Source organism: Paenibacillus soyae, from assembly GCF_024623455.1.
GTDB lineage: Bacteria > Bacillota > Bacilli > Paenibacillales > Paenibacillaceae > Pristimantibacillus > Pristimantibacillus soyae.
On sequence record NZ_JANIPJ010000002.1, the window covers coordinates 190330 to 210048 of the forward strand.

General features: G+C 54.4%; 21 protein-coding genes. 7 read left to right on the forward strand and 14 right to left on the reverse strand.

The window, feature by feature from the left end; all coding sequences use genetic code 11:
• Positions 1-21: 21 nt before the first annotated feature.
• The 4 genes from NQZ67_RS03360 to NQZ67_RS03375 all read right to left on the reverse strand — a co-directional run bounded on the left by NQZ67_RS03360 (position 22) and on the right by NQZ67_RS03375 (position 4386).
• On the reverse strand, positions 22-906 hold the full coding sequence (locus NQZ67_RS03360) for an ABC transporter permease (RefSeq protein WP_257442765.1): 885 nt from the start codon (positions 904-906) through the stop codon (positions 22-24).
• Positions 899-1699 carry an ABC transporter ATP-binding protein gene (locus NQZ67_RS03365; RefSeq protein ID WP_257442767.1) on the reverse strand — a complete coding sequence of 267 codons (801 nt, stop codon included), beginning with the start codon at positions 1697-1699 and terminating at the stop codon, positions 899-901. Before NQZ67_RS03365 ends, NQZ67_RS03360 begins: the two co-directional genes overlap by 8 nt.
• Before the next feature lie 29 nt (positions 1700-1728).
• Positions 1729-2742: an ABC transporter substrate-binding protein gene (locus tag NQZ67_RS03370; RefSeq protein ID WP_257442769.1), complete on the reverse strand. Its 1014-nt coding sequence runs from the start codon at positions 2740-2742 to the stop codon at positions 1729-1731.
• Between the two features lie 132 nt (positions 2743-2874).
• Positions 2875-4386 carry a carboxypeptidase M32 gene (locus NQZ67_RS03375; RefSeq protein WP_257442772.1) on the reverse strand — a complete coding sequence of 504 codons (1512 nt, stop codon included), beginning with the start codon at positions 4384-4386 and terminating at the stop codon, positions 2875-2877.
• A 133-nt stretch (positions 4387-4519) separates the two neighbouring features.
• Between NQZ67_RS03375 and NQZ67_RS03380 the strand changes: the two genes are divergently transcribed.
• Positions 4520-4837 carry an iron-sulfur cluster biosynthesis family protein gene (locus NQZ67_RS03380; protein ID WP_257442775.1) on the forward strand — a complete coding sequence of 106 codons (318 nt, stop codon included), beginning with the start codon at positions 4520-4522 and terminating at the stop codon, positions 4835-4837.
• A 28-nt stretch (positions 4838-4865) separates the two neighbouring features.
• On the opposite strand, the gene NQZ67_RS03385 is transcribed toward NQZ67_RS03380, so the two are convergent.
• A complete protein-coding gene (locus NQZ67_RS03385) occupies positions 4866-5390 on the reverse strand; it encodes a DUF309 domain-containing protein (RefSeq protein ID WP_257442777.1) in 525 nt (174 codons plus the stop codon).
• Between the two features lie 110 nt (positions 5391-5500).
• On the opposite strand from NQZ67_RS03385, the gene NQZ67_RS03390 reads away from it, so the two are divergent.
• The 3 genes from NQZ67_RS03390 (at position 5501) to NQZ67_RS03400 (ending at position 8271) form a co-directional block, all read left to right on the forward strand.
• Positions 5501-5914 carry a hypothetical protein gene (locus tag NQZ67_RS03390; protein ID WP_257442779.1) on the forward strand — a complete coding sequence of 138 codons (414 nt, stop codon included), beginning with the start codon at positions 5501-5503 and terminating at the stop codon, positions 5912-5914.
• Between the two features lie 2 nt (positions 5915-5916).
• Complete coding sequence (locus NQZ67_RS03395) at positions 5917-6204, forward strand: DUF2653 family protein (protein ID WP_257442780.1); 288 nt, start codon at positions 5917-5919, stop codon at positions 6202-6204.
• 138 nt (positions 6205-6342) lie between these two features.
• Positions 6343-8271, forward strand: a complete 1929-nt coding sequence (locus NQZ67_RS03400) for a glycosyl hydrolase family 18 protein (protein ID WP_257442782.1) — start codon at positions 6343-6345, stop codon at positions 8269-8271.
• 56 nt (positions 8272-8327) lie between these two features.
• On the opposite strand, the gene NQZ67_RS03405 is transcribed toward NQZ67_RS03400, so the two are convergent.
• The 7 genes from NQZ67_RS03405 to rpiA form a co-directional block, all read right to left on the reverse strand.
• Positions 8328-8471, reverse strand: coding sequence for a hypothetical protein (locus NQZ67_RS03405; protein ID WP_257442784.1), 144 nt, complete (start codon positions 8469-8471; stop codon positions 8328-8330).
• 14 nt (positions 8472-8485) lie between these two features.
• Positions 8486-9682: a Ger(x)C family spore germination protein gene (locus tag NQZ67_RS03410; RefSeq protein WP_257442785.1), complete on the reverse strand. Its 1197-nt coding sequence runs from the start codon at positions 9680-9682 to the stop codon at positions 8486-8488.
• Positions 9675-10778, reverse strand: a complete 1104-nt coding sequence (locus NQZ67_RS03415; protein ID WP_257443359.1) for a GerAB/ArcD/ProY family transporter — start codon at positions 10776-10778, stop codon at positions 9675-9677. Before NQZ67_RS03415 ends, NQZ67_RS03410 begins: the two co-directional genes overlap by 8 nt.
• Before the next feature lie 27 nt (positions 10779-10805).
• Positions 10806-12353 carry a spore germination protein gene (locus NQZ67_RS03420; RefSeq protein WP_257442787.1) on the reverse strand — a complete coding sequence of 516 codons (1548 nt, stop codon included), beginning with the start codon at positions 12351-12353 and terminating at the stop codon, positions 10806-10808.
• 137 nt (positions 12354-12490) lie between these two features.
• Entirely contained in the window at positions 12491-13492 is a 1002-nt protein-coding gene (locus tag NQZ67_RS03425; RefSeq protein WP_257442797.1) for a phosphotransferase, read from the reverse strand.
• 13 nt (positions 13493-13505) lie between these two features.
• Entirely contained in the window at positions 13506-14678 is a 1173-nt protein-coding gene (locus NQZ67_RS03430; RefSeq protein ID WP_257442799.1) for a low temperature requirement protein A, read from the reverse strand.
• Positions 14671-15345, reverse strand: a complete 675-nt coding sequence (gene rpiA, locus NQZ67_RS03435) for a ribose-5-phosphate isomerase RpiA (protein WP_257442801.1) — start codon at positions 15343-15345, stop codon at positions 14671-14673. Before rpiA ends, NQZ67_RS03430 begins: the two co-directional genes overlap by 8 nt.
• A 157-nt stretch (positions 15346-15502) precedes the next feature.
• Here rpiA and NQZ67_RS03440 point away from each other — a divergent pair, with 157 nt between their 5' ends.
• The 3 genes from NQZ67_RS03440 to NQZ67_RS03450 all read left to right on the forward strand — a co-directional run bounded on the left by NQZ67_RS03440 (position 15503) and on the right by NQZ67_RS03450 (position 19053).
• On the forward strand, positions 15503-16768 hold the full coding sequence (locus NQZ67_RS03440) for a serine hydrolase domain-containing protein (protein WP_257442803.1): 1266 nt from the start codon (positions 15503-15505) through the stop codon (positions 16766-16768).
• A 364-nt stretch (positions 16769-17132) separates the two neighbouring features.
• Positions 17133-18479: a lytic polysaccharide monooxygenase gene (locus tag NQZ67_RS03445; RefSeq protein WP_257442804.1), complete on the forward strand. Its 1347-nt coding sequence runs from the start codon at positions 17133-17135 to the stop codon at positions 18477-18479.
• Positions 18480-18645: 166 nt separating this feature from the next.
• The gene (locus tag NQZ67_RS03450) at positions 18646-19053 is read left to right on the forward strand and encodes a hypothetical protein (RefSeq protein ID WP_257442805.1); all 408 of its coding nucleotides are present in this window, start codon (positions 18646-18648) and stop codon (positions 19051-19053) included.
• A gap of 72 nt (positions 19054-19125) precedes the next feature.
• Here the strand turns inward: NQZ67_RS03450 and NQZ67_RS03455 are convergent, their stop codons facing one another.
• Both NQZ67_RS03455 and NQZ67_RS03460 read right to left on the reverse strand, forming a co-directional pair.
• Entirely contained in the window at positions 19126-19455 is a 330-nt protein-coding gene (locus NQZ67_RS03455; protein ID WP_257442807.1) for an antibiotic biosynthesis monooxygenase, read from the reverse strand.
• Positions 19456-19529: 74 nt separating this feature from the next.
• Complete coding sequence (locus tag NQZ67_RS03460) at positions 19530-19718, reverse strand: hypothetical protein (RefSeq protein WP_257442809.1); 189 nt, start codon at positions 19716-19718, stop codon at positions 19530-19532.
• Between the last annotated feature and the right edge of the window lies 1 nt (position 19719).

The following is a 19719-nucleotide window of genomic DNA, read 5'->3' on the forward strand; positions in this document are numbered from 1 at the left end:
CTGGATAGCTCATCCACCATCCTACCGTTCCCGCCAGCCCTCCGTCAACCGCTTCTCCAGCCAAGCGACGAGCTGGTACATGACGGTCGCCACCACCCCGATGACGACGAGGCTGGATAGGACAAGCGTGAAGTTGAATACCTGGAAGCCGTAGATGATCTGGTAGCCCAGCCCGATTTTCGCCACCAGAAATTCGCCGACGATCACCCCAACCCACGCAAGGCCTACGTTTACTTTCAGGGTCGCGATAATGACGGGGAACGATCCCGGCAGGATAACCAGCCGGAACAGCTGCAGCCGCGACGCGCCGAACAATCGGACGACCTTCACATAGCCGCTGTCGATCTCCCTGAACCGGTTATATATATTAATCGTCGTAATAATGACGGTCACCATCAGCGTGATCGCGACGATGGACGCGAAGCCGGGCCCAAGACCCACGATGAAGATGGGACCGAGCGCCACCTTCGGCATGCTGTTCAGCACGACGAGGTAAGGGTCGAATACGCGCGACAGAAACGGGAACCACCATAGAATGGCGGCAAGCACCGTTCCTGTAAGCGTGCCGAGCAGAAAGCCGACGATCGTCTCCATTACCGTCGCGCCGACATGAGGCCACAGCGAGCCGTCCATCATCGTCGTCCACAGCTGGTCTAGAAGCTTGGAGGGAAAGCTGAAGAGCAGAGGGTCGATCCACTTGTTCCGGCCCGCCGCCTCCCAGAGCACGATGAACGCCACGAGCAAACTGACTTGGGTCGCGAATGCCAGCGCGGACGTTCGTCTGGCATTCCGTTTATGCTTCGCGTACAAATCGTCCATGAGCGCGGCGCGTTCCTCCTGCGCGCCGGACACTTCCGCGCGCTCGGATTCCGGCTCGCCAGCCGCTTGCTGTTCCGGGTTACGCATGCGATTCGCCCCCTTTCCCTTCGTCAACGGCATCCAGCTCCGCCCACAGCTCCTCGAAGAGCGTCTGGAAGCCGGGAAGCTTGCGGGCCTCGATCGGATCGGTTGATCGGATCGGCTCCGGAATGGCGATCTCCTTGCGTATATGTCCCGGATTCCGGCCAAGCACGATGACCCGGTCGCTCATCGCGGCCGCCTCGGACAGGTCATGCGTTACGAGCACGGCCGTCTTCCCCAGCTTCCCGAGCGTCTCGACCACAAGCTCTTCGAGCTGCATCTTAATATGAAGATCCAGCGCGGAGAACGGCTCGTCGAGCAGGAGCACCTCCGGCTCCGTTACCAAAGTGCGGGCGAGAGCAACCCGCTGGCGCATCCCGCCCGACAGCTCGTGCGGGTATCGGTAGCCCGAACCGCCAAGCCCCAGCTCCTCCAGCCAGCCGTCCACTTTCTTCATCGTTTCCTTCGACTTCGTCCCCTGTATTTCCAGTCCGACCGCCGCATTGTCGCGGATCGTACGCCATGGGAACAAATAATCCTGCTGCAGCATATAGCCTACCTTCGGCGAAGGACCGAACACCCGCTCCCCGCCAAGCCAAACCTCTCCCGTCGTTGGCGGGAACAATCCCGCGAGCAGGCTAAGCAGCGTCGTCTTGCCGCAGCCGCTCGGGCCTACCAAACTGACGAATTCGCCTTTCGCCACAGCAAGGTCGATGCCTTCCACCGCCAGCGATGCGCCTTTATCGCCCACGTAAACGTGCGAGAGCCGCCGCAGCGCAAGCGCCGTCGAGTCGTTCATTTCATCTCCCCCTCGCGCCGAGAGCCGGATTACTTCTCTCCCTCGGCGATTGCTTTCTCGGCGAAGTCCGTGTTCACGAGCACATCATGCTCCGTCCGTTCCTGCAGCTCGCCGGCTGACGTAATGACGTCCAGCAGGTTATTCCATTCGTCCACGTCGACGATAGGGTCCGTCGCAAAGGAGCCTTGCTGCTTATAACGGTCGAGGGAACTGACCAGAATATCCCGGTCGACGTTCTCGAAGTAAGGCAGCACCACGTCGGCGATCGCTTCGGCGCTATTCTCATCCACCCATTGCTGCGCTTTGTAGACCGCGTCCGTAAACGCCTGAACCGTCTCCGCGTTTTTGTCGATGAAGCTTTCCTTGGTCATGAACACCGTGTAAGGCAGATGGCCGCTTTCCGTTCCGAAGGAGGCGACGACATACCCTCTTCCTTCCTTCTCGAAGATCGAAGCCGTCGGCTCGAACAGCTGCACGTAATCGCCTGTGCCGGACGAGAACGCGGGCGCGATGTTCGCGAAATCGACGTTCTGGATCAGCTCCATGTCGTTATGCGGATCGATGCCGTGCTTCTTCATCGCGAATTCGCCAGCCATTTGCGGCATTCCGCCTTTTCTTTGTCCGAGGAAAACAGAGCCCTTCAACGAATTCCAATCGAAGCTCTCCGTTTTCTCCCTCGCTACAAGGAACGTTCCGTCCGTCTGTGTCAGCTGAGCGAAGTTGATGACCGGATCATCCGCCCCTTGCTGATACACGTAGATGGACGTCTCCGATCCAACGAGGGCCACGTCGATGGAGTTCGACAGCAACGCCGTCATCGTTTTATCCCCGCCCGGCGTCGTCGTCAGCTCGATTTCGAGCCCTTCCTCCTCAAAAAAACCTTTTTCGATCGCCACGTATTGCGGCGCGTAGAACAGCGACCGGGTTACTTCGCCGATCCGGACCAGCTTCTTATCCGAACCGCCCGTGCCGCAACCCGCCAGCGCGGTCACCGCCGCCAGCATCAGCGCCAGCAGCAGCATGCCGAATGCACGTTTGCTCATAATCAATTCCTCCCGCCAATAGATAAAACTTGATGTATATCAGCCTATGCGGGCGCTCGGCACGCGGTGATTGTGCAGAGTGCACGAAAAAAGGCACAGTTTTCAATGAAGAAAACCGTGCCTTGCTCTTTTTTACAGCTTATAAATATCCGTATATTTTTTCGTCAAATAGTCGACCAAACATTGCGGATCGAGCGGCTTGCCCGTGACGGACTGAACAAGCTCGGAAGGCGACCGCAGCTTTCCGTACTTGTAGATCCGCTCGGACAGCCACTCCTTGATCGGCAGCAGCTCGCCGCGGCCGACAAGCGACCACATACCTTCAAGCTCCTTCTCCATCGTATCCGCGAACTGCGCGGCATACATATTGCCAAGCGAATACGAAGGGAAGTAGCCGAACGCCCCGCCGGACCAATGAACGTCCTGCAGGACGCCTTCCGCGTCCGACGGCGGCGTAATGCCGAGGTACTGCTTGTATTTCTCGTTCCATAGCTCGGGAAGGTCCGAAACCTTCGCCCCGCCGTCGAAAATCAGCTTCTCCATCTCGTAGCGGATGATGATATGAAGGTTATAGGTCAGCTCATCCGCTTCAATACGGATAAGCGAAGGACTTACAATGTTGTTGCCCCGGTAAAATTGGTCGACGGAGACGTCCAGCTGGCCGGGAAAACGGCTCTGCAGCTCGCCGAAATAGCGTTCCCAGAACGGACGGCTTCTGCCGATCACATTCTCCCAGAAGCGCGACTGGGATTCATGGATGCCCATGGAGGTGCCCGTGCAGAGCGTCGTATTCGTCAGCTCCGCCATAATGTTCTGCTCGTACAGCGCGTGGCCGCCTTCATGGATCGTCCCGAACAGCGCGCTCGTCACGTCGTTCTCCAGGTAGCGCGTCGTGATGCGGACGTCACCGGGATTCAGCCCCGTCGCGAACGGATGCGCGCTTTCGTCCAGCCGTCCGGCTTCGAAATCGTAGCCCATCTGCTCTAAGATATAGAGGCTGAACGACTTCTGCGCGGATTTGTCGAAGCTTTGCCGCAAGAAGCCGGTATCCGGCTGATGCGGCGACGCGGCGATCGCGGCGGAGAGAGGGACCAGCTTATCGCGAAGGTCGCCGAACACCTTGTCCAGCTGGCTGACCGTCATTCCCGGTTCATATTGATCGAGCAGCGTGTCGTAGCGCGTTGCTTTGGCTCCCCACAGATCGATGAACTGGTTCGTGTACGAAATCACCTTTTCCAAATAAGGCTGGAACCCTTTAAAGTCGTTTTGCGCCTTCGCTTCCTCCCATTTGTTTTCGGATTGGGCTGCCGCCACGACGTATTCCTGGTACAGCTTCGGAGGAATTTTGACGCTGCGGTCGTATTCCTTGCGCGTTTCCGACACGAGCCGCTGATCGATCTCGGTCAGCTCCTCGAACGAGCCTTTTTCCTCGAGCGCGGAGAGCCATTCTCCGAGCTGCGGGGACGTAGACAGCTTGAACATCTCCCCGGACACCATGCCGATCGATTCGGAGCGGGTATCCATACCTTTGCGGGGCGCTCCCGTTCTCAGATCCCAATAAAGCAGGCCCAGCGCTTCTTCATAGCTTTTGATCTTATGTATCGTCTCTCTGAATTGCTGCAATACGGCTTGTTGTTCGGACATTCGAATGACCGCCTTTCGCTTCGATATTCTATTTCAAACATTACGCCAATCTTGATCTTCGGGCAAGCGCTCCCTATAATCATACTAAACCTGCCCGCTTCGCATGCGCGGGCACCAAAGGAGCGAACGATAAATGCACATCACCTTTTCGGAAGCCGCCGTTCGGAAGCTGGCTCCGCTGCTTGAAGACGGCACCAAAAAATTGAAGCTTCTGCACGATACCGAAGGCTGCGGCTGCGTCATGAGCGGCGTTCCCGCCCTGCAGCTGGTCAGCGAGGCAACCGTAGACGACAGAGAAGCGCAAGGCGATCCGTTTCCTTATCTGTACGAGCCAAGACACGAGGTCTTTTATGAGCCTCATATGAAGGTCGACTACCGGGAGACGACCGGCGCCTTCAGCTTGAAGAGCGACAGCCAAACCTACACGACGTTGATGCGTCTGCAGGCTTAGCATCCGGAAAGCATGGGGACGATCCGAGTTACTCGTTCCCTGCTCTTCTGGCCTTCAAGGCAGCCGCTCTCGCTTCCACGACCTCCGTCCGGTCCCGGGTCAGATGCCGGTGGATAACCTCGTCTGCCGCATCCAAACCCGATTTTCCCCAAACAAGCCCGCGCTCTCTGCATTTCTCCTCGCACAACGCAGCCAGCTCGCTGTCTGCAAGCCGCATCTTAATATCCTCGTAGCCGCTCGTGCCCGCTTCGGCCGCTTCTCTTCGTGCTTCCAATTGCCGGATCAGGTCTTCGCGATCCAAGCCCAGCCGTTCCAAAGGCGACGCAAGCAGCTTGCCCGCGGCCTTTCCGTACATGCTGGCTGCTCCTCGCAGATTTCCCCGGCGCTCATGGTATTGCCCCACCGCCGTCTGAATCAGTCCGATCCAGGTTTCGCCCAAGCCGTCATCCGGGTGTTCCTTCCAATATTCTTCCAGAAGTTCATGACATTCGAAAAAATCTCTTGTTGCATGAAATTCCACAAGATACGCAATATAAGCATCAGGGTAATCCATGGGTTTCCTCCCACAAAAACTTATTTGATGACTGAAACCTTCGTCCATCTTATCCGTATTACGCATGGTTAGCAATATACCAACACATTACGCAGAAGGAGAAGAAGAAGATGAAAAAAGGTTTTCTTGTCATGCTCGCCCTTACGTTGTTTCTGAGCCTCGGCTTTGGACAGGTTGCCGACGCGGCCAAACGGGGAGGCTTCAAATCGCCGAAGCAGAGCGTTACGGACACGAAAAAATCCGATAACGTAAGCCAGACCAATCCTGGCACCAGAACAGGCGCTACGACCGGCGCGACCAAGTCTGGCGGCAGCAGCCTGATGAAAGGACTCATGATCGGCGGTTTGGCCGGCCTTCTGTTCGGCGGCATGTTCGCGAACATGGGCGCCATGGGCGAAATTTTCGGATTGTTGATTAACCTGCTCGCGATCTTCGCCATTATTATGTTGATTCGCGTTGCCTTCGTCTATTTGAAGAGCAAGAAGAATCAGAATAACAATCCGGACAGCCGGAGGCCGTATTAATTGTGAGGATCTTTACCGACGAAATTATCAACGCGATTTGCTTCAACGCCGCGGAACGAAGAGGCCTCCGGCCGAACGACGTGGAGGTTCAATTAAGCTACGACGAGGAGTATGGCATTACCGCAGAGATGTGGGTGGCGGGCCGAAGTCAATATTTAATTGAATCGAACCTTCTGGAAGCGATCGAACAATATTTGTACACGCATTACAATCGGCGAGTTTTCCGCTCCGACATCCAGCTTGGCATCGACGAAGAAGCTGAGCAGTTCTGGGCCGAGTTTCCGGGATAACCGCATAATCGTTCATTCCGACATCCCCTTCCTTACCGGAAGCGGGATGTTTTGTTGTTTCCACGAATTACTACAGCAACTCTCCCATCTATCTCGCGTCTAATAGATGAATAGATTGGGGAGGAGATAAGAACCAGCATGATCAAGAAGCTAACGCTGCTCGCCGCTGTCGCGATGCTGCTGACGTCCATCGCCGCGCCCGCCCGCGAGGCAGATGCGGCGGCTCTCGGCTCCGGCATGACCAAGTTCCGCGTCTACCAGAACGATATGCCGCTCAAAGAATTCGCCAAGGAGGGCGACGCGATCCGCTACGCCGGCGGTTACGCCTACAGCCACGTCGAGACGATCTCGGACCGGAAGTGGCTCTGGGATAACTTCCCTCGCTATAAGGTCTATGCGAACGGAACATCGATCGCCAAGTGGGAATTCCGCACCTTCGATCAGGCGGCCGCGGTCGCCAAAACCATGAAGGACGCCTATGTCCGCGACCTGCAAAATGTCGGCTGGAGCTTCGACACGTTCTCCAAATTCCGGCTCTATCAAGGCGACGCGACCTTGCCGAATTGGGGCTTCCGAACGCTCGAAGACGCCAAAAAAGAAGCAAAAAAATGGGCCAACGCCCATATTATCGACTTATCCACGAACGCTTGGATCTGGGATAACCTGACGGCGGCGCAGGTCGCCGCGCAGAAAGCGGCGGATCCCGTTTATCAATTGGAGTTGGACGGCGAGCCCGTTCCGGATTCGGCGGTTTATTCCTTCTTGAAGGATGCCGTCGCCGCGTCGCTCCAGCTTCCGAACAGCCAAGTCGTCCATACGGGCAAGGACAAAATCGTGTATTCCAACGTGCCGGCATACGAAGTGCGCCAGAACGGAAAGCTCATCAAGACGTATATCGGACTTGAGCCGGCCGTCAAATACGCGAAGACGCTCGCGAATGCCGAGGTATTGCTGGAGGGTAAGCAGCTATGGTCGAGCTACCCCTACTTGGAGGTATATCAAGGCGACAAAAAAATAAAAACGTTCCACAAGCTATCGTCCGCCCTTGCCTATGCCAAATATTACGCGAACATCTCCATCCGGACGTTAGACGGACGGAAGCTGTGGAATAACGCGAAAACGCTGCAGCTTCTCGGCTGGAACGGCAGCAGCGGCAGTCAGACGATTATGAACCATGTCGCCAATACGCAAGGATTGTCGATCGATTCGCCGACCTGGTTCGAGCTGACGGACGCTGACGGCACGATGAAGGACACGTCGGATATCGCCGTCGTGAATGCGCTTAAAGAGCAAGACATCTTAGTGACGCCTCTTGTTCATAACGGGTTCGACCGGAGCCTGACGACCGAATTTCTGACGAACAAAGCCGCACAGACGAAGTTCATCGGAGCACTGGTGGCCAAAGCGTCGGCTCTGGGCGTTCACGGCATCAATCTCGATTTCGAGGAGGTGGCCGCTTCGGACCGCGCCGCCTTTACCGCCTTCGTGAAGCAGCTGACGACAGCCGCGCATGCCAAAAAATTGAAGGTATCGATCGATCTTCTCCGAGGCGATGCCGCTTGGAATCATCTTACCGCTTATGATCATGCCGCTATCGGCGCGATCGTCGATACGGTCATCGTTATGGCGTACGACGAGCACTGGAGAGGCAGCAAGGAGCCGGGCTCCGTGGCTGGCCTCCATTGGGTCGAAGAGGGCGTCAAACAATATTTGGATTACGGCATCCCCCGCAGCAAGCTCATGCTGGGCATCCCCTTCTACGTGAGGGAATGGCGCATCGACGCGGCGGGAAAGCTGGTCGACAATCGCGCGATTCTGATGAAGGAGCTGCCGGAGCTTATCGCGGAGCAGAACGCCGTAGGCGTATTCGATGCGGAATCCGGCCAAACCAAATATACGTACGTCAAAGACGGCTACACGCACGTATTTTGGGCCGAAACCCACGACACGGTGCTGAAGCGGATCGCCATCGCGAAGAAATACGATTTGGCGGGCGTCGCCTTCTGGCGGCTCGGCTATGAGGACGCTGATCTCTGGACGAAAATTCTGCGCGCCAAGTCCTCCTGATTCACAACTACGAACCCTCCGGTCCTTAAACGGACAGGAGGGTTCGTTTATTCACTTTACCACCGATTGCTCTTCTTCCATGGCGGGTTTCCATGCTTCTTGACTTGCTTGACGACGATATTGAACGCTAGCGGAATCACTAGCGTAAGAAGAGCGCACACAAAGCTTAACCCTGACGGCACCTGTCCTATGGATAACATCCTCCGCCTCCTCCCTACTCGCCTCGTTCTTCCGTATTGTTCACGGATCCGATCCGCCTGAGGCCGACCTCCGCCGTCACTACTATTTGGCTTGACGCGAAATAATTGTCGCCCGTATCCCAGTTGTTGCTGACGCGATCCCATACCTTCGGATGCTGCTCCTTCAGATGAGTGCCTAGTCCGAGCACATCCTTTTTTAATTCCTTTTGCGTTTTGCTTATCGTTTGTTCAACCAGCTGTTTAATCGAATCGGTTACTTTCTCCTCCAGCTCGTTGATGGTCGCGTCTTTCAAATAGTCTTTCCGTTCGAAAGCCTCCAGCATGCTCCCTTCCACGTTCAACTCGATTTCGAACCGAATACGGGCGAGATCCTCCGTGACAGCCTTTATTTTGCGGTCTACACGTTCGACCTTGAATGCGACGAGGTTATCGCCGATCAAGATTTCCAAGACGCCGCCTTTAATCCCTTCGTGCAGGAAATTATACCCTTCCGTCTCCGTCTCATTTAACGTCCCGACCAAATTATTGTCCATGCCGTCCATGACCGCCGCGCCGATCAACGAAATATAATTCCCTTTGGTGTTCACCTTCTGGACGACGAAGCTTTCCTTTTTCAGCAAATACTCATGAACGTCGCCGATCCGCGTCTCCGGCACCATTCTGTAGCTGTCTTGATTTTTGGAAATCGACTGCACGAACATGACCGGCGTTTTTTCGCCTTGAGGCAGCGTGTCGAGCACCGATTTGGCTTCTCCTTTGGCGACCATGACCGCAACGCTCCGGCGGGCGTCGTTGTTCCGGAGGAAATAATCGAGCACGTTGGCGAAGCCATACTTCGTACTGGCGACCTTCTCCGATATGATGACCAGCTTCAAATGCTCGAAGAAAGGGGTACGGCTCGTCATGGAAGACATCTTCGCGATAACGGACAGCATCGTCCTGCCTTCCAGCGTAATGTTGAAATAGGAATCTCCCGCAAGCGAGCCCCCGGATTGGCTAGTCTGGCGAAGACCTGCCGGAATAACCTCCTGAAAGGTGACGCGAAAGCTCTGCTTGGCTCCCTTCTTTCCCTCATCCTCCGGCATTTTCCCCTCGTCGATTGCCACGCCTATGACGAACCCCCTCTGCTCAAGCTCGATTTGATCCCAGCAGCCGGACAACGGTAGCATAATCAGGAAGCATGCGGCAAGCAGCAATAGACGTTTAGCCATGTCCAATCGCCTCTCTTAGCTTCACATAGACAAGAAGAAGCACGGGGATGGCGATCGCCGTCAGCATGCCCAGGTAGCTGATGAGCGTGCCTAAATTGGATAGCTGCACGATATTTTGCGGCGACATGGAGATCAGATAGATGATGGGCCCGAGTACATACAGCAGCTTCTTTTTATCGATTTTCGTAAAAAAACGGAGCGATTGAATGGACACGTCGAGCGCGATCGCGGAAGTCGTGAAGATAGACATCACCCAGAACATGAGGAACAAAGATTCCAGACGCTCGAAAAACTCCCCCGGCACCGATACCTCTCGGGCCAGCTCAAGCGTAGGGTACATGATGTTCCGCGTCACTTCATTGGAGAACACGGCGATCGTGAAGACGTAGATCATCACGTACAAGAGCACCGAAATAAGCACACTAATGACGGCCGTTTTCGGCGTCTTCTCGGGTTTTCTCGACAGCGAGTTATAGAAGAGCAGCGCCTCGAAGCCAAGGAAGGAGAAGATGGATTTCTGCGAGCCTTCCAGAATCGTCTTCCAGTCGCTATGGAATAAAGGCAGCAGCTTGTCCACCTCGAACAAATTAATGCTGAGCAGCAGGAAAACGATCGTCGTAATGAAGACGAACGGAAGGAATAGCACCGTTAGACGTACAAGCCCCGTCCGGGAGCCCGATACGGCGTAGATCACGATCAGCATAAAGCACAGCGATATAACCTCGAGCGGCGTGCGATCGAACAGGTACTGCTTGCTCATCTCCGCGACGGAGCGCGTAATGTACGCGCAGAAGATCAAAAAATAAAACGCGAACAATCCTCCTACGACGTACGCGACCGGCCGAGACGCCACTTCGGACGTATATTCTAGGAACGTCCGATTCCGGAATCTCGTGCTCAGCCTTGCCAGAAGCCATGCAATGAAGATTGCCGCTCCTCCCGCAAGCAGGATGGAGAGCCATCCGTCGGAGGCGTTCGTCGCTTGCGCGATCGTTCGCGGCAAGGTTAAGATGCCGACCCCGATCATAAGCGAGCTGGTCGTGAGCACCATTTCCTTCTGCCCGATACGCTCGTCCCCGTATTCCCAGCTGCGCATGCCCAAAGCCGATCACTCCCTCCTAAGTTAGTCGTTCAACCGATTTTTGTCCTCTGTTTGAAGCATCTCCGGTCTCTTCCGGATGAACGTGACCGGAGCCCGAAGAATCAAATCCTTCCAGTCCGACAAGAACAACGGAGATATCGGCGTAAGATACGGCAAGCCGAAGCTCTTCAGGTTAACCAGATGGATGCATATAATCAGAAAGCCTAAAATAACGCCGAACAATCCGAGCACGGATGCCAGCATCATAATGAAAAAACGCAAAATGCGCGTCACGATTCCGAACGAATACGACGGAAGCGTAAAAGACGCGATCGCGGTAACCGCCACCACGATGACCATAACCGGACTGACCAGCCCCGCCGACACCGCCGCTTCTCCGATGACAAGACCGCCGACGATGCCGATCGTCTGGCCGATCGGCTTGGGTAGTCTTACCCCGGCTTCCCGCAAAATCTCGAGCGTCGCTTCCATCAGCATCGCTTCGATAAATACGGGGAACGGGACGCCTTCTCTCGCGGAGGCGATCGAAAAAGCGATATTCGACGGTATCATGCCGTGATGATATTCCGCCAGCGCGATATAGAACCCGGGAAGGAATGTGGCGACGAACGTAGATATATATCTTAACGCCCGAATCAGAGACGAGAGCAGCCAATGCTGGTAATAATCCTCCGGCGACTTGAAGGCGTCGGATATGCTGATGGGCATGACAAGCTGGAAAGGCGTGCCGTCGACCAGCAGTCCGACTCTCCCTTGAAGCAGTGATGCAGCGAACCGATCGGGGCGCTCCGTGTTCAGGATTTGCGGGAACGGAGACAGGAAGCTGTCCGAAATCCACTGCTCGATATAACCCGAGCCCTCCACGTCGTCGATCTGGATGGACAGCAGCCGTTTCTTCACTTCGTCTACCAGCTTCGGATTGACGATGTCTTGCATATAAGCGACCATAACTTCCCGTCTTCCTCGGCTGCCGATAAGATGGGAATCCATTCGGAGATCCGAATCCTTGATTCGTCGCCGAATCAGCGAGCTGTTCGTTCGTATATCTTCGGTGAATCCGTCCTTGGGCCCTCTAATCGTGGATTCGGTCTGCGGCTCCTCGATTGATCTTCGCAGCCATCCCTTCGTTCCAATAACGAGCGCATGGCCGGTTCCGTTCAAGAAGAGACACGTATCTCCCGATAAGATCGCGTACAACGCGTCGTCCATCCGATAGATGGACAGCACTTCCTCCGTCGGCAGCACCTCGTCCTTCAGACGTTTCACGATACGCTCCGGATCGGCGAGCGACTCGGCGTCCAATTGCGAGCCGAACGCAATCATCGGCTTCATGAGCTGTTGGTGAACGATCGTCTTGTCGATCATGCCATCCAGATTCATAATCACGCACGATAAACCGGATTCGCCGAGCTCGATTTCTTTTGTAATCAGATCTCCAGGCGAATGCAGTCGATAATGGATATAATCGACATTCTGCTGCAGCTGTTTGGACAGCGGCTTATGATCCTTCTCGTTGGCTTCGTCCTTGGAGCGCGTATTCTGTTGCGACAAATAGATTCTCTTTCTCACCCAAGCACCGCTTTCCAGAAGAGGTACTTTCAGTTATTGCCTATTTCAATCGCGTTAAAACAACAAGCTTCGACAAACGGAGTATGTTTCGGCCCAACAAAAAAACCGGCACCTGGATGAACCAAGTACCGGTTCTATTAAACAAGAATCCCAATCTCTCGCGACAGCCACTCCTTGCCGTCCAGCTGCTTCAGACTCGATGCCTGCGACCCGATTTGCTGAACGAGAACCACGCTATCGTCCGTGCCATGCAAATATCGGCTTAGGAAATGCAGGAACACGTCGACGACGCGAAGGCGAAGCAGAATGGGCAGCGCTTCGATTTCTTCCCCTAGCAGACGTACTTTGCCGGCATAGCCTTCGCAGAACGAACGCACCGCCTCCCGTTCCCTCTCCGTCCCCAGCATGCCGGACAAAATAACGGCCGCCTCCATAGCCCGAACATCCCATGTGCAGAATTCAAAATCCAGCAGAGCCGAAACCTTGCTCGGCGACAACGGATCCAGCAGCAGATTAGAGCCGTTCAGATCGCCATGCACCAGCTGATGCGGCAGCTTCTCCAGCCCGTCAAGCGATGACATAGCAGCTGTGTAAGCCGTTTCCAGCAGAGCCAGCTCCCCCTTAAGATGGCGGAACGGCTCATGCGGATTGCGGCAAAAATCCAGAACGGTATCCGAATCGCATAAAGGATAAGCTTCCTTTAACCGGTAATAGGGAGGATAAACCGGCGGGATCGCGGGATCAATGGCCGCCAATGCCGCGGTCAATCCCCCGGCTGCCTGACCGAAGGACCAGGCATAGTCGGAGATGTCTGCCACCGCTGCGGCGCCTTCGATATAGCTGAACAGACAAGCGTAACGTCCGCTGCCGTCGTCCAGCCGCGCGATCGTCTCTCCGTTCCGAGCGGCTATCGGCGTTGGGACCGCGAACGCCAGCGGACAAGCCGCCAGACGTTCGAGCACGCGATGCTCGAATTCGATTTTGCCCCGATCCTTATGCGTATTGTAAATCCGCAAGACGGATCGTTTATTCCCGTTCAGAATGACGAAGGTCGAATTGTTCCACCCTCCTTCCTTCTGTCGAATCTCCCCAATTCTCTCAGGCCAGTATTCATTGACAAAACGATCCAGCAATAGCACAACCCATTCTCCTTTACGCGACGGTTGATTTGGTTTCGGTTACAGCTTGGGATGACCGGCTCGACAGGAAAGCGTACGCTGCAAAAAATAGAAACATTTCCAAGAGAATGACATACCCCGGCACTTCGACGAACGTATCGAACGCGGCAAACAGCGCAAGCAATGCCGCCAGGCTGGCGAAATGATCGTTTCTCCAAACCTGATGCGACTGCCGATACCGATGGAAAACAATCGCGGTCGACAAGAAGTAGAGCGCAGCCGATCCAAAAACGAAGCCGATCATGAACCTATAATCGAATTGCTCCAGTAACAGCAATTGAATCGATGCCGCGAGCATGCATAAGGAGAAATAAATAAAGAAATGCCCGTATATGATCGTTTGTCCCGCCGTTTCTTTATGCTTGTTCACCCGCTTCTCGACGTTCTCGAAATAATGCCACCATATGGCGATGATCAGGAAGAAAGAGACCGACGCATAACCGATGGACGACCATGACCATTCGATCGATTCGAGGATGGCAAGGGCGCTCACGACGGATTCGCCCAGGAAGATTAACGTGAACAATGAAAAGCGTTCCAAAAGATGATGCGTTTGAATGGGGCTTTTCACCAAATACTTTCTGCCCGCGATCGGGATGAGAATGTCGACGGCGATGCCGGCGTACAGGACAACGTAGCGTACCCATCCGTCGAAGAACAGCGAGCTCGCCGAAATCGCGAGGCCGATCCAAAAGCATCTGCCGAGGAAGCGGGCCGCAGCTTGATGATGAGAGGAGTCTCCATTGCCTCGGACGGACAAATACTGAATGGCCGTTACCGCCCTCAGGCCGGTATAGCCGATAAGAAACGGCATGTAGTAGCGGTCGAAATCCACGTTGAGGCTGGCCGTCATAATGAGCACGAAAAATAATTGCATGATCATAAACAGGCGATGCGACAATAAATCTTGGCCGAAGCGGTTATTGAATAGGGATTGACCTACCCAAGCCCACCAAATGGGAACAAAGATAAGAACGAACTTCCCCAAATATTCGAACGGAATGACGCCGTCCTCCATATGAAGGAGCACATGGCTCGCCTTCGCGACCGCAGCCACGAAGAGCAGATCGTAGAACAGCTCGAGCCAGGTCACCCGCTTCTCCGCGAACGCCGCTATGGGCAGCTTCACCGATGCTTGCTTATCCATTTTCCCTCTCCTTTACTTCCACGATATCTTGACGCGCGACGACAACGGCATTCGCCATCCCCAGGAACAGTCCGTGCTCCACAACGCCCGTTATCCCGTTTAACCAATCGTTTAGCGCTTCCGGGTCTCCGATCGCGCCAAGCTGCAAATCGATAATATAATTGCCGCTGTCCGTTATGTACCGGTTCTCCCCCGACATGCGCAGCTTTGGATTCAAGCCTTTGTCGAATAGCCGCCGATAGACTTGCGAATAGCCGAACGGAACGACTTCCACCGGCAGCGGGAACCTCCCTAGCCGATCCACCAGCTTATCGGAGCCGACCACCCAGATCGACCTTTCGGAGGCCGCCGCAACGATTTTTTCGAAGAAGAGCGCCCCTCCTCCTCCTTTGATCCCGCGAAACGCCGGATCCACTTCGTCCGCGCCGTCGATCGTTAAATCGAGCTTCCCCGCTTCATCGATCGAGACAAGCGGAATGCGCAGGCTTTCCGCCAATCGCGTCGTGGACGACGAAGTCGATACCGCTTTGATGGTCAAGCCTTCCTTCACCATCTCGCCGATCCGGCGAATGGTATAATACACGGTAGAACCCGTCCCTAAGCCGACGGTCATGCCGTTCTTCACGAATTCGGCCGCTTTCTCGCCGGCAAGCTGTTTCTCGTTCATCGCCTAAGCTCCTTACTGTCTGTGAATCGTTTCTTCTTGCATTAAAAGAATAAAGCATATTGGGAATTTTTTCAGCATTCCGCCCGAAAAAAGTGATCGATGAAAATAGCAGTCAGCGCGTTCTGTGGTAGAATTACCCTTTAGGGAGGTCATAAGGATGACAATGGAAAATAAAATCGGCGCGTATCTGAACGCCTACAAGGATCGTTACCCGCTTAGCGGCACGGTATTGGTCGCCCGCGACGGGGCGATTGTCTATGAAGAAGCATTCGGCGGCGCCAATGTCGAGCACGGGGTCCCGAATTCGATGAATACGCGCTTTGGAATTTGGTCCGTTACTAAATCGTTTACGGCGATGTCCGTCCTGCTCTTAGCCGAACAAGGCAGGCTGAGCCTAGACGACCCTGCCGCCGAATACATCGAACGATTCGACCGCGGCGAACCGATAACGATTCGGCATTTGCTTCAGCATCGCTCCGGGCTGCCGAACTTCACGAGCCTCGCGTCGTACAACGCGAATTGGAACAAGTGGCCGCTGACGCGGGACGAATGTCTGGCGCTGCTACGGGACGTCCCCGCAAGCTTCAAACCGGGAGAATCGTTTGCTTATAATAATACGGGGTATTATTTGCTTGGATGGATCGTCGAACGCGCGGCCGGAGAAAGCTATGACTCCTTCCTCCGCTCCAGGATCCTGGAGCCGCTAGGCATGCGGGATACAGGCCTTAACGATGGACGGCATATGATCCCTGGGCTAGCCAGCGCCTATCACTCAACCGGCTATGAGCTGTCGCCGGCGGAATTTATCGACATGAGCTCCGTCTTTACCGCCGGAGGCATGTATTCCACCGCGCGGGACTTGCTTCTATGGGATCAATCCTTCTATTCCGGCACATTGCTTGGAAGAGAGGTCATGGATCCTATACTGCTTAACGAGGAAGCCGGTTACGGCTTAGGCTGGTTTCTAGATCGTAAGCATGAACGGCGCAGAGTCTATCACGGGGGCGCTTACCGCGGCTACCGCAGCGAGCTTCATCGTTACCCCGATGACGGCGTGACCGTCATCGTGTTGTCCAATTACGACTTCGTGCCCGTTACGGCTCTCGCCGAGCAGTTGGCGGGAATCGTATTCGGCCAGGATGCGTCCATACCGGAGCCGCCTCCCGCCTACCCATTATCCGAAGCAGAATTCGGACATCTTCGAGGTCGTTACGAGGGCTTCGGCTGCCAAGCCATCGTCGATCGGGATGAGGACGGCTATTATTTTTTGTGGAACAAACGCGAACGAAATCCGATGTACCCGATTTCCGGCACGAGCTTTCAGCATGCTTGGCATGACCGGGCTTACGCATTTAAGCCGAGTCAGGAAGCGGGAATGACCTTCCTCGGTATGAAGAAGCAGTCTGATGAAAACCTCGGATAAATCGCGGCGCGGAGCCCCGCCTTCTACATCGCCATATTCAATAGATCCGATTATGGGTCTCTTTTTTTGCAAATCATGATTTATTAAATCATTTTATTGAGTATGAAGCGATTATAAACGATTTTTAGAGGGATAAATTTTGATTACTCTGAAAATTCCCCTCCCCATCATTCAGCTTCCCCTCTATACTTAACGTTGAGTTCGACTCCAGCGTCTCCCCGCCCGCTTTCCGTGAGACCTGATATAAGCTCACTTCCGTGAGTTTATATAATCATTTGCAGAAAGGAGGCTTCTAGCTCCGTTATCCGTCAACCATCATCTTAGCGATCGCATGAATCCAAACCCATTAGGAGGTAATTGATTAATGACGATGCTTCAAAATTCGAGGCAATTGATGGTGAAAGCGATTGCTGCATGCGGCTTCCTGCTTGTTCTGCTTGCTTGTATGTTTGTATTATCCGACAGAGCTTCCGCTCACGGCTACGTGGAATCGCCCGCGAGCCGTCCTTACCTTTGCAAGCAAGGCACGAATACGGACTGCGGGGCCGTGGTCTATGAACCGCAAAGCTTGGAAACGACTAAAGGCTTCCCTGCCGCAGGTCCCGCCGACGGCAAAATAGCAAGCGCGGGCGGCATCTTCCCTAAGCTGGATGAACAATCGAGCACGCGCTGGAGCAAAGTGGCGATCTCCGGCGGGCAAAAAACGTTTACTTGGAAGTTTACGGCGAACCATGCCACGACCAGCTTCCGATATTTTATTACGAAAGCGACCTGGAACCCGAACTCTCCGCTCACTCGCGACCAATTCGAGCTGACGCCGTTCTGCACCGTGAACTACGGCGGCGCGCAGCCCCCGATGACCTATTCGCATACGTGCAACGTGCCGACCGATCGTTCCGGATATCATGTCATCCTTGCGGTTTGGGATGTCGACAACACGGCGAACGCCTTCTATAACGCGATCGACGTTCAGTTCGGCGCGCCGACCGATCCTACGGCGCCTACGGCTCCTGCCAATCTTGCCGCGTCCAATATCGGCACGACCAGCGCCACTGTATCGTGGTCCGCTTCTACCGACAACGTCGGCGTCACCGGCTACCGCATATACAACGGCTCCACTCAGATCGGCTCCACGAACGGAGCATTGTCACTGAATTTGACGGGATTGACCTCGAATACGACATACAACATTACGGTCAAAGCCGTCGACGCGGCCGGCAATGTATCGAACGCGAGCAATACGGCCAACTTTACGACACAAGCTGTGTCCGGTCCCGACTCGACGGCGCCTACGGCCCCAACCGGACTTCATATTATGGGAACCCCGACCCATCAATCCGTTCATTTGATGTGGGGCTCCTCCACGGATAACGTAGGGGTAACCAGCTACCGTATTTTCAACGGCACCACGCTTGTCGCGACTGTATCCGGCACAGCCATCGAGCATGTAGTGACCGGCTTGTCCGCGAATACGGCATATACCTTTACGGTCAAAGCCGTGGACGCCGCCGGCAACGTTTCGGCCGCGAGCAATGCCATAAGCCTAACGACCCCGGCCGCTCCTGCGACTTACCCGGCCTGGAACGCTTCCACCGTCTACTGGGGCGGGGACAAAGTAACATACAACGGAGTGAATTACGAAGCCAGATGGTGGACGCAGGGCCAGACGCCCGGAACGCCGGCGGCGGATGTATGGAAAGTCATCCCTTAACCTATTAAATAATCGATGCCGGCCTGCAGAGGCCGGCATCTTTTATGAATATGGGAAAAGCGTCCCTATGCTGGAAAATGACATTTACAACGGAAGTCCTATGCGGTAAAATTCTTTATAGAGAACACCTTATATTCTCAATACCGTACAATGGGAGTGTATCCAGATGAAGATGATGAAACGGATCATCGGCCTTACCGCGCTTCTGGCACTGCTCGCGTTCCCGGCATCGGCGTTCGCCTCGGGCTATTCGAGCTACAACAACGATCAGAACAAAGGATTTTTTTCCTCCATCTTCTCGTTTTTCGGAGGATCGTCGGGAGACAAGTACAGCGGGTACGACTACGACTACAACAAGGATTACAGCAAGGACAAAGATAAGGATAAGAACAAGGATAAAGACAAGGACAAAGACAAAGACAAAAACAAGGACAAAGATAAGAATACCAATCATTACGACAAGGACGACTTTTGGGATTGGGTGAAGGATAACGATTGGTGGGACGATTACTGCTGGTGGGATGATCACAAGGACGACTCTTGGAAGATTTGGGAGAAATATTACTGCTGGTAATCATGACAAGGGCTGCAGCAACCGATTCGATTGCTGCAGCCCTTATATTTAGAGTTATTCAATCACGCAATTTTAGACGCCGGCAGGAGTTCCCTGAAATACTTTTTTGACGTCGTACATTTTGACGGTGCTGCTAATGACGTAGCTTGGAGGGCCTTCCCCTCTCTTCTCTCGATGTCCAGCGATATGAACGGGGTCCTTCTCCCAGTTTTTCCAAGCTTCCTCTGACTCCCACCGAATCATGGCAATCACTTCTTCCGACTCCTTGCTCTTCCTGCTAACCATAACCGTACGGTCAATAAGTCCTGGCATCGTATCGATATGGCCAGGCTGGCCGAATCGTTCAGCGACTTGCTCCGCGTTGCCGGGTTCTACCACGATCGTGCGCAGTTGGATAAACATCGTCATCGCTCCCCATTTGAGTATTATTCTCACTCATCATATCGATAACGATTATCAATGTCAACTGAGTTCGCCTATTCGTAACGTTTCAAGCGATAGCGGTACCCGCAAAAGCCGCATTTAAATACGATACTGTCTTCGCCGATCGCGAAGCTGAATCGGTCGTCATCCTCGAGCTCGATAAATTCGCGCCCCTGCTCGTCGCGATCGCCGGTCGCGAACAGTTCGGTTCGATTGCCGCACTCGCATTCGATATGCATCATT

Excerpts from the sequence above, each read along its gene's own strand:
- NQZ67_RS03450 (WP_257442805.1), top strand. The coding sequence starts at position 18,646 with ATGAAGATGATGAAACGGATCATCGGCCTTACCGCGCTTCTGGCACTG.
- NQZ67_RS03455 (WP_257442807.1), bottom strand. The coding sequence starts at position 19,455 with ATGTTTATCCAACTGCGCACGATCGTGGTAGAACCCGGCAACGCGGAG.
- NQZ67_RS03385 (WP_257442777.1), bottom strand. The coding sequence starts at position 5,390 with ATGGATTACCCTGATGCTTATATTGCGTATCTTGTGGAATTTCATGCA.
- NQZ67_RS03410 (WP_257442785.1), bottom strand. The coding sequence starts at position 9,682 with ATGGCTAAACGTCTATTGCTGCTTGCCGCATGCTTCCTGATTATGCTA.
- NQZ67_RS03460 (WP_257442809.1), bottom strand. The coding sequence starts at position 19,718 with ATGATGCATATCGAATGCGAGTGCGGCAATCGAACCGAACTGTTCGCG.
- NQZ67_RS03380 (WP_257442775.1), top strand. The coding sequence starts at position 4,520 with ATGCACATCACCTTTTCGGAAGCCGCCGTTCGGAAGCTGGCTCCGCTG.
- rpiA (WP_257442801.1), bottom strand. The coding sequence starts at position 15,345 with ATGAACGAGAAACAGCTTGCCGGCGAGAAAGCGGCCGAATTCGTGAAG.
- NQZ67_RS03430 (WP_257442799.1), bottom strand. The coding sequence starts at position 14,678 with ATGGATAAGCAAGCATCGGTGAAGCTGCCCATAGCGGCGTTCGCGGAG.
- NQZ67_RS03440 (WP_257442803.1), top strand. The coding sequence starts at position 15,503 with ATGACAATGGAAAATAAAATCGGCGCGTATCTGAACGCCTACAAGGAT.
- NQZ67_RS03400 (WP_257442782.1), top strand. The coding sequence starts at position 6,343 with ATGATCAAGAAGCTAACGCTGCTCGCCGCTGTCGCGATGCTGCTGACG.
- NQZ67_RS03360 (WP_257442765.1), bottom strand. The coding sequence starts at position 906 with ATGCGTAACCCGGAACAGCAAGCGGCTGGCGAGCCGGAATCCGAGCGC.
- NQZ67_RS03445 (WP_257442804.1), top strand. The coding sequence starts at position 17,133 with ATGACGATGCTTCAAAATTCGAGGCAATTGATGGTGAAAGCGATTGCT.
- NQZ67_RS03370 (WP_257442769.1), bottom strand. The coding sequence starts at position 2,742 with ATGAGCAAACGTGCATTCGGCATGCTGCTGCTGGCGCTGATGCTGGCG.
- NQZ67_RS03415 (WP_257443359.1), bottom strand. The coding sequence starts at position 10,778 with ATGCGCAGCTGGGAATACGGGGACGAGCGTATCGGGCAGAAGGAAATG.
- NQZ67_RS03390 (WP_257442779.1), top strand. The coding sequence starts at position 5,501 with ATGAAAAAAGGTTTTCTTGTCATGCTCGCCCTTACGTTGTTTCTGAGC.
- NQZ67_RS03405 (WP_257442784.1), bottom strand. The coding sequence starts at position 8,471 with ATGTTATCCATAGGACAGGTGCCGTCAGGGTTAAGCTTTGTGTGCGCT.
- NQZ67_RS03365 (WP_257442767.1), bottom strand. The coding sequence starts at position 1,699 with ATGAACGACTCGACGGCGCTTGCGCTGCGGCGGCTCTCGCACGTTTAC.
- NQZ67_RS03375 (WP_257442772.1), bottom strand. The coding sequence starts at position 4,386 with ATGTCCGAACAACAAGCCGTATTGCAGCAATTCAGAGAGACGATACAT.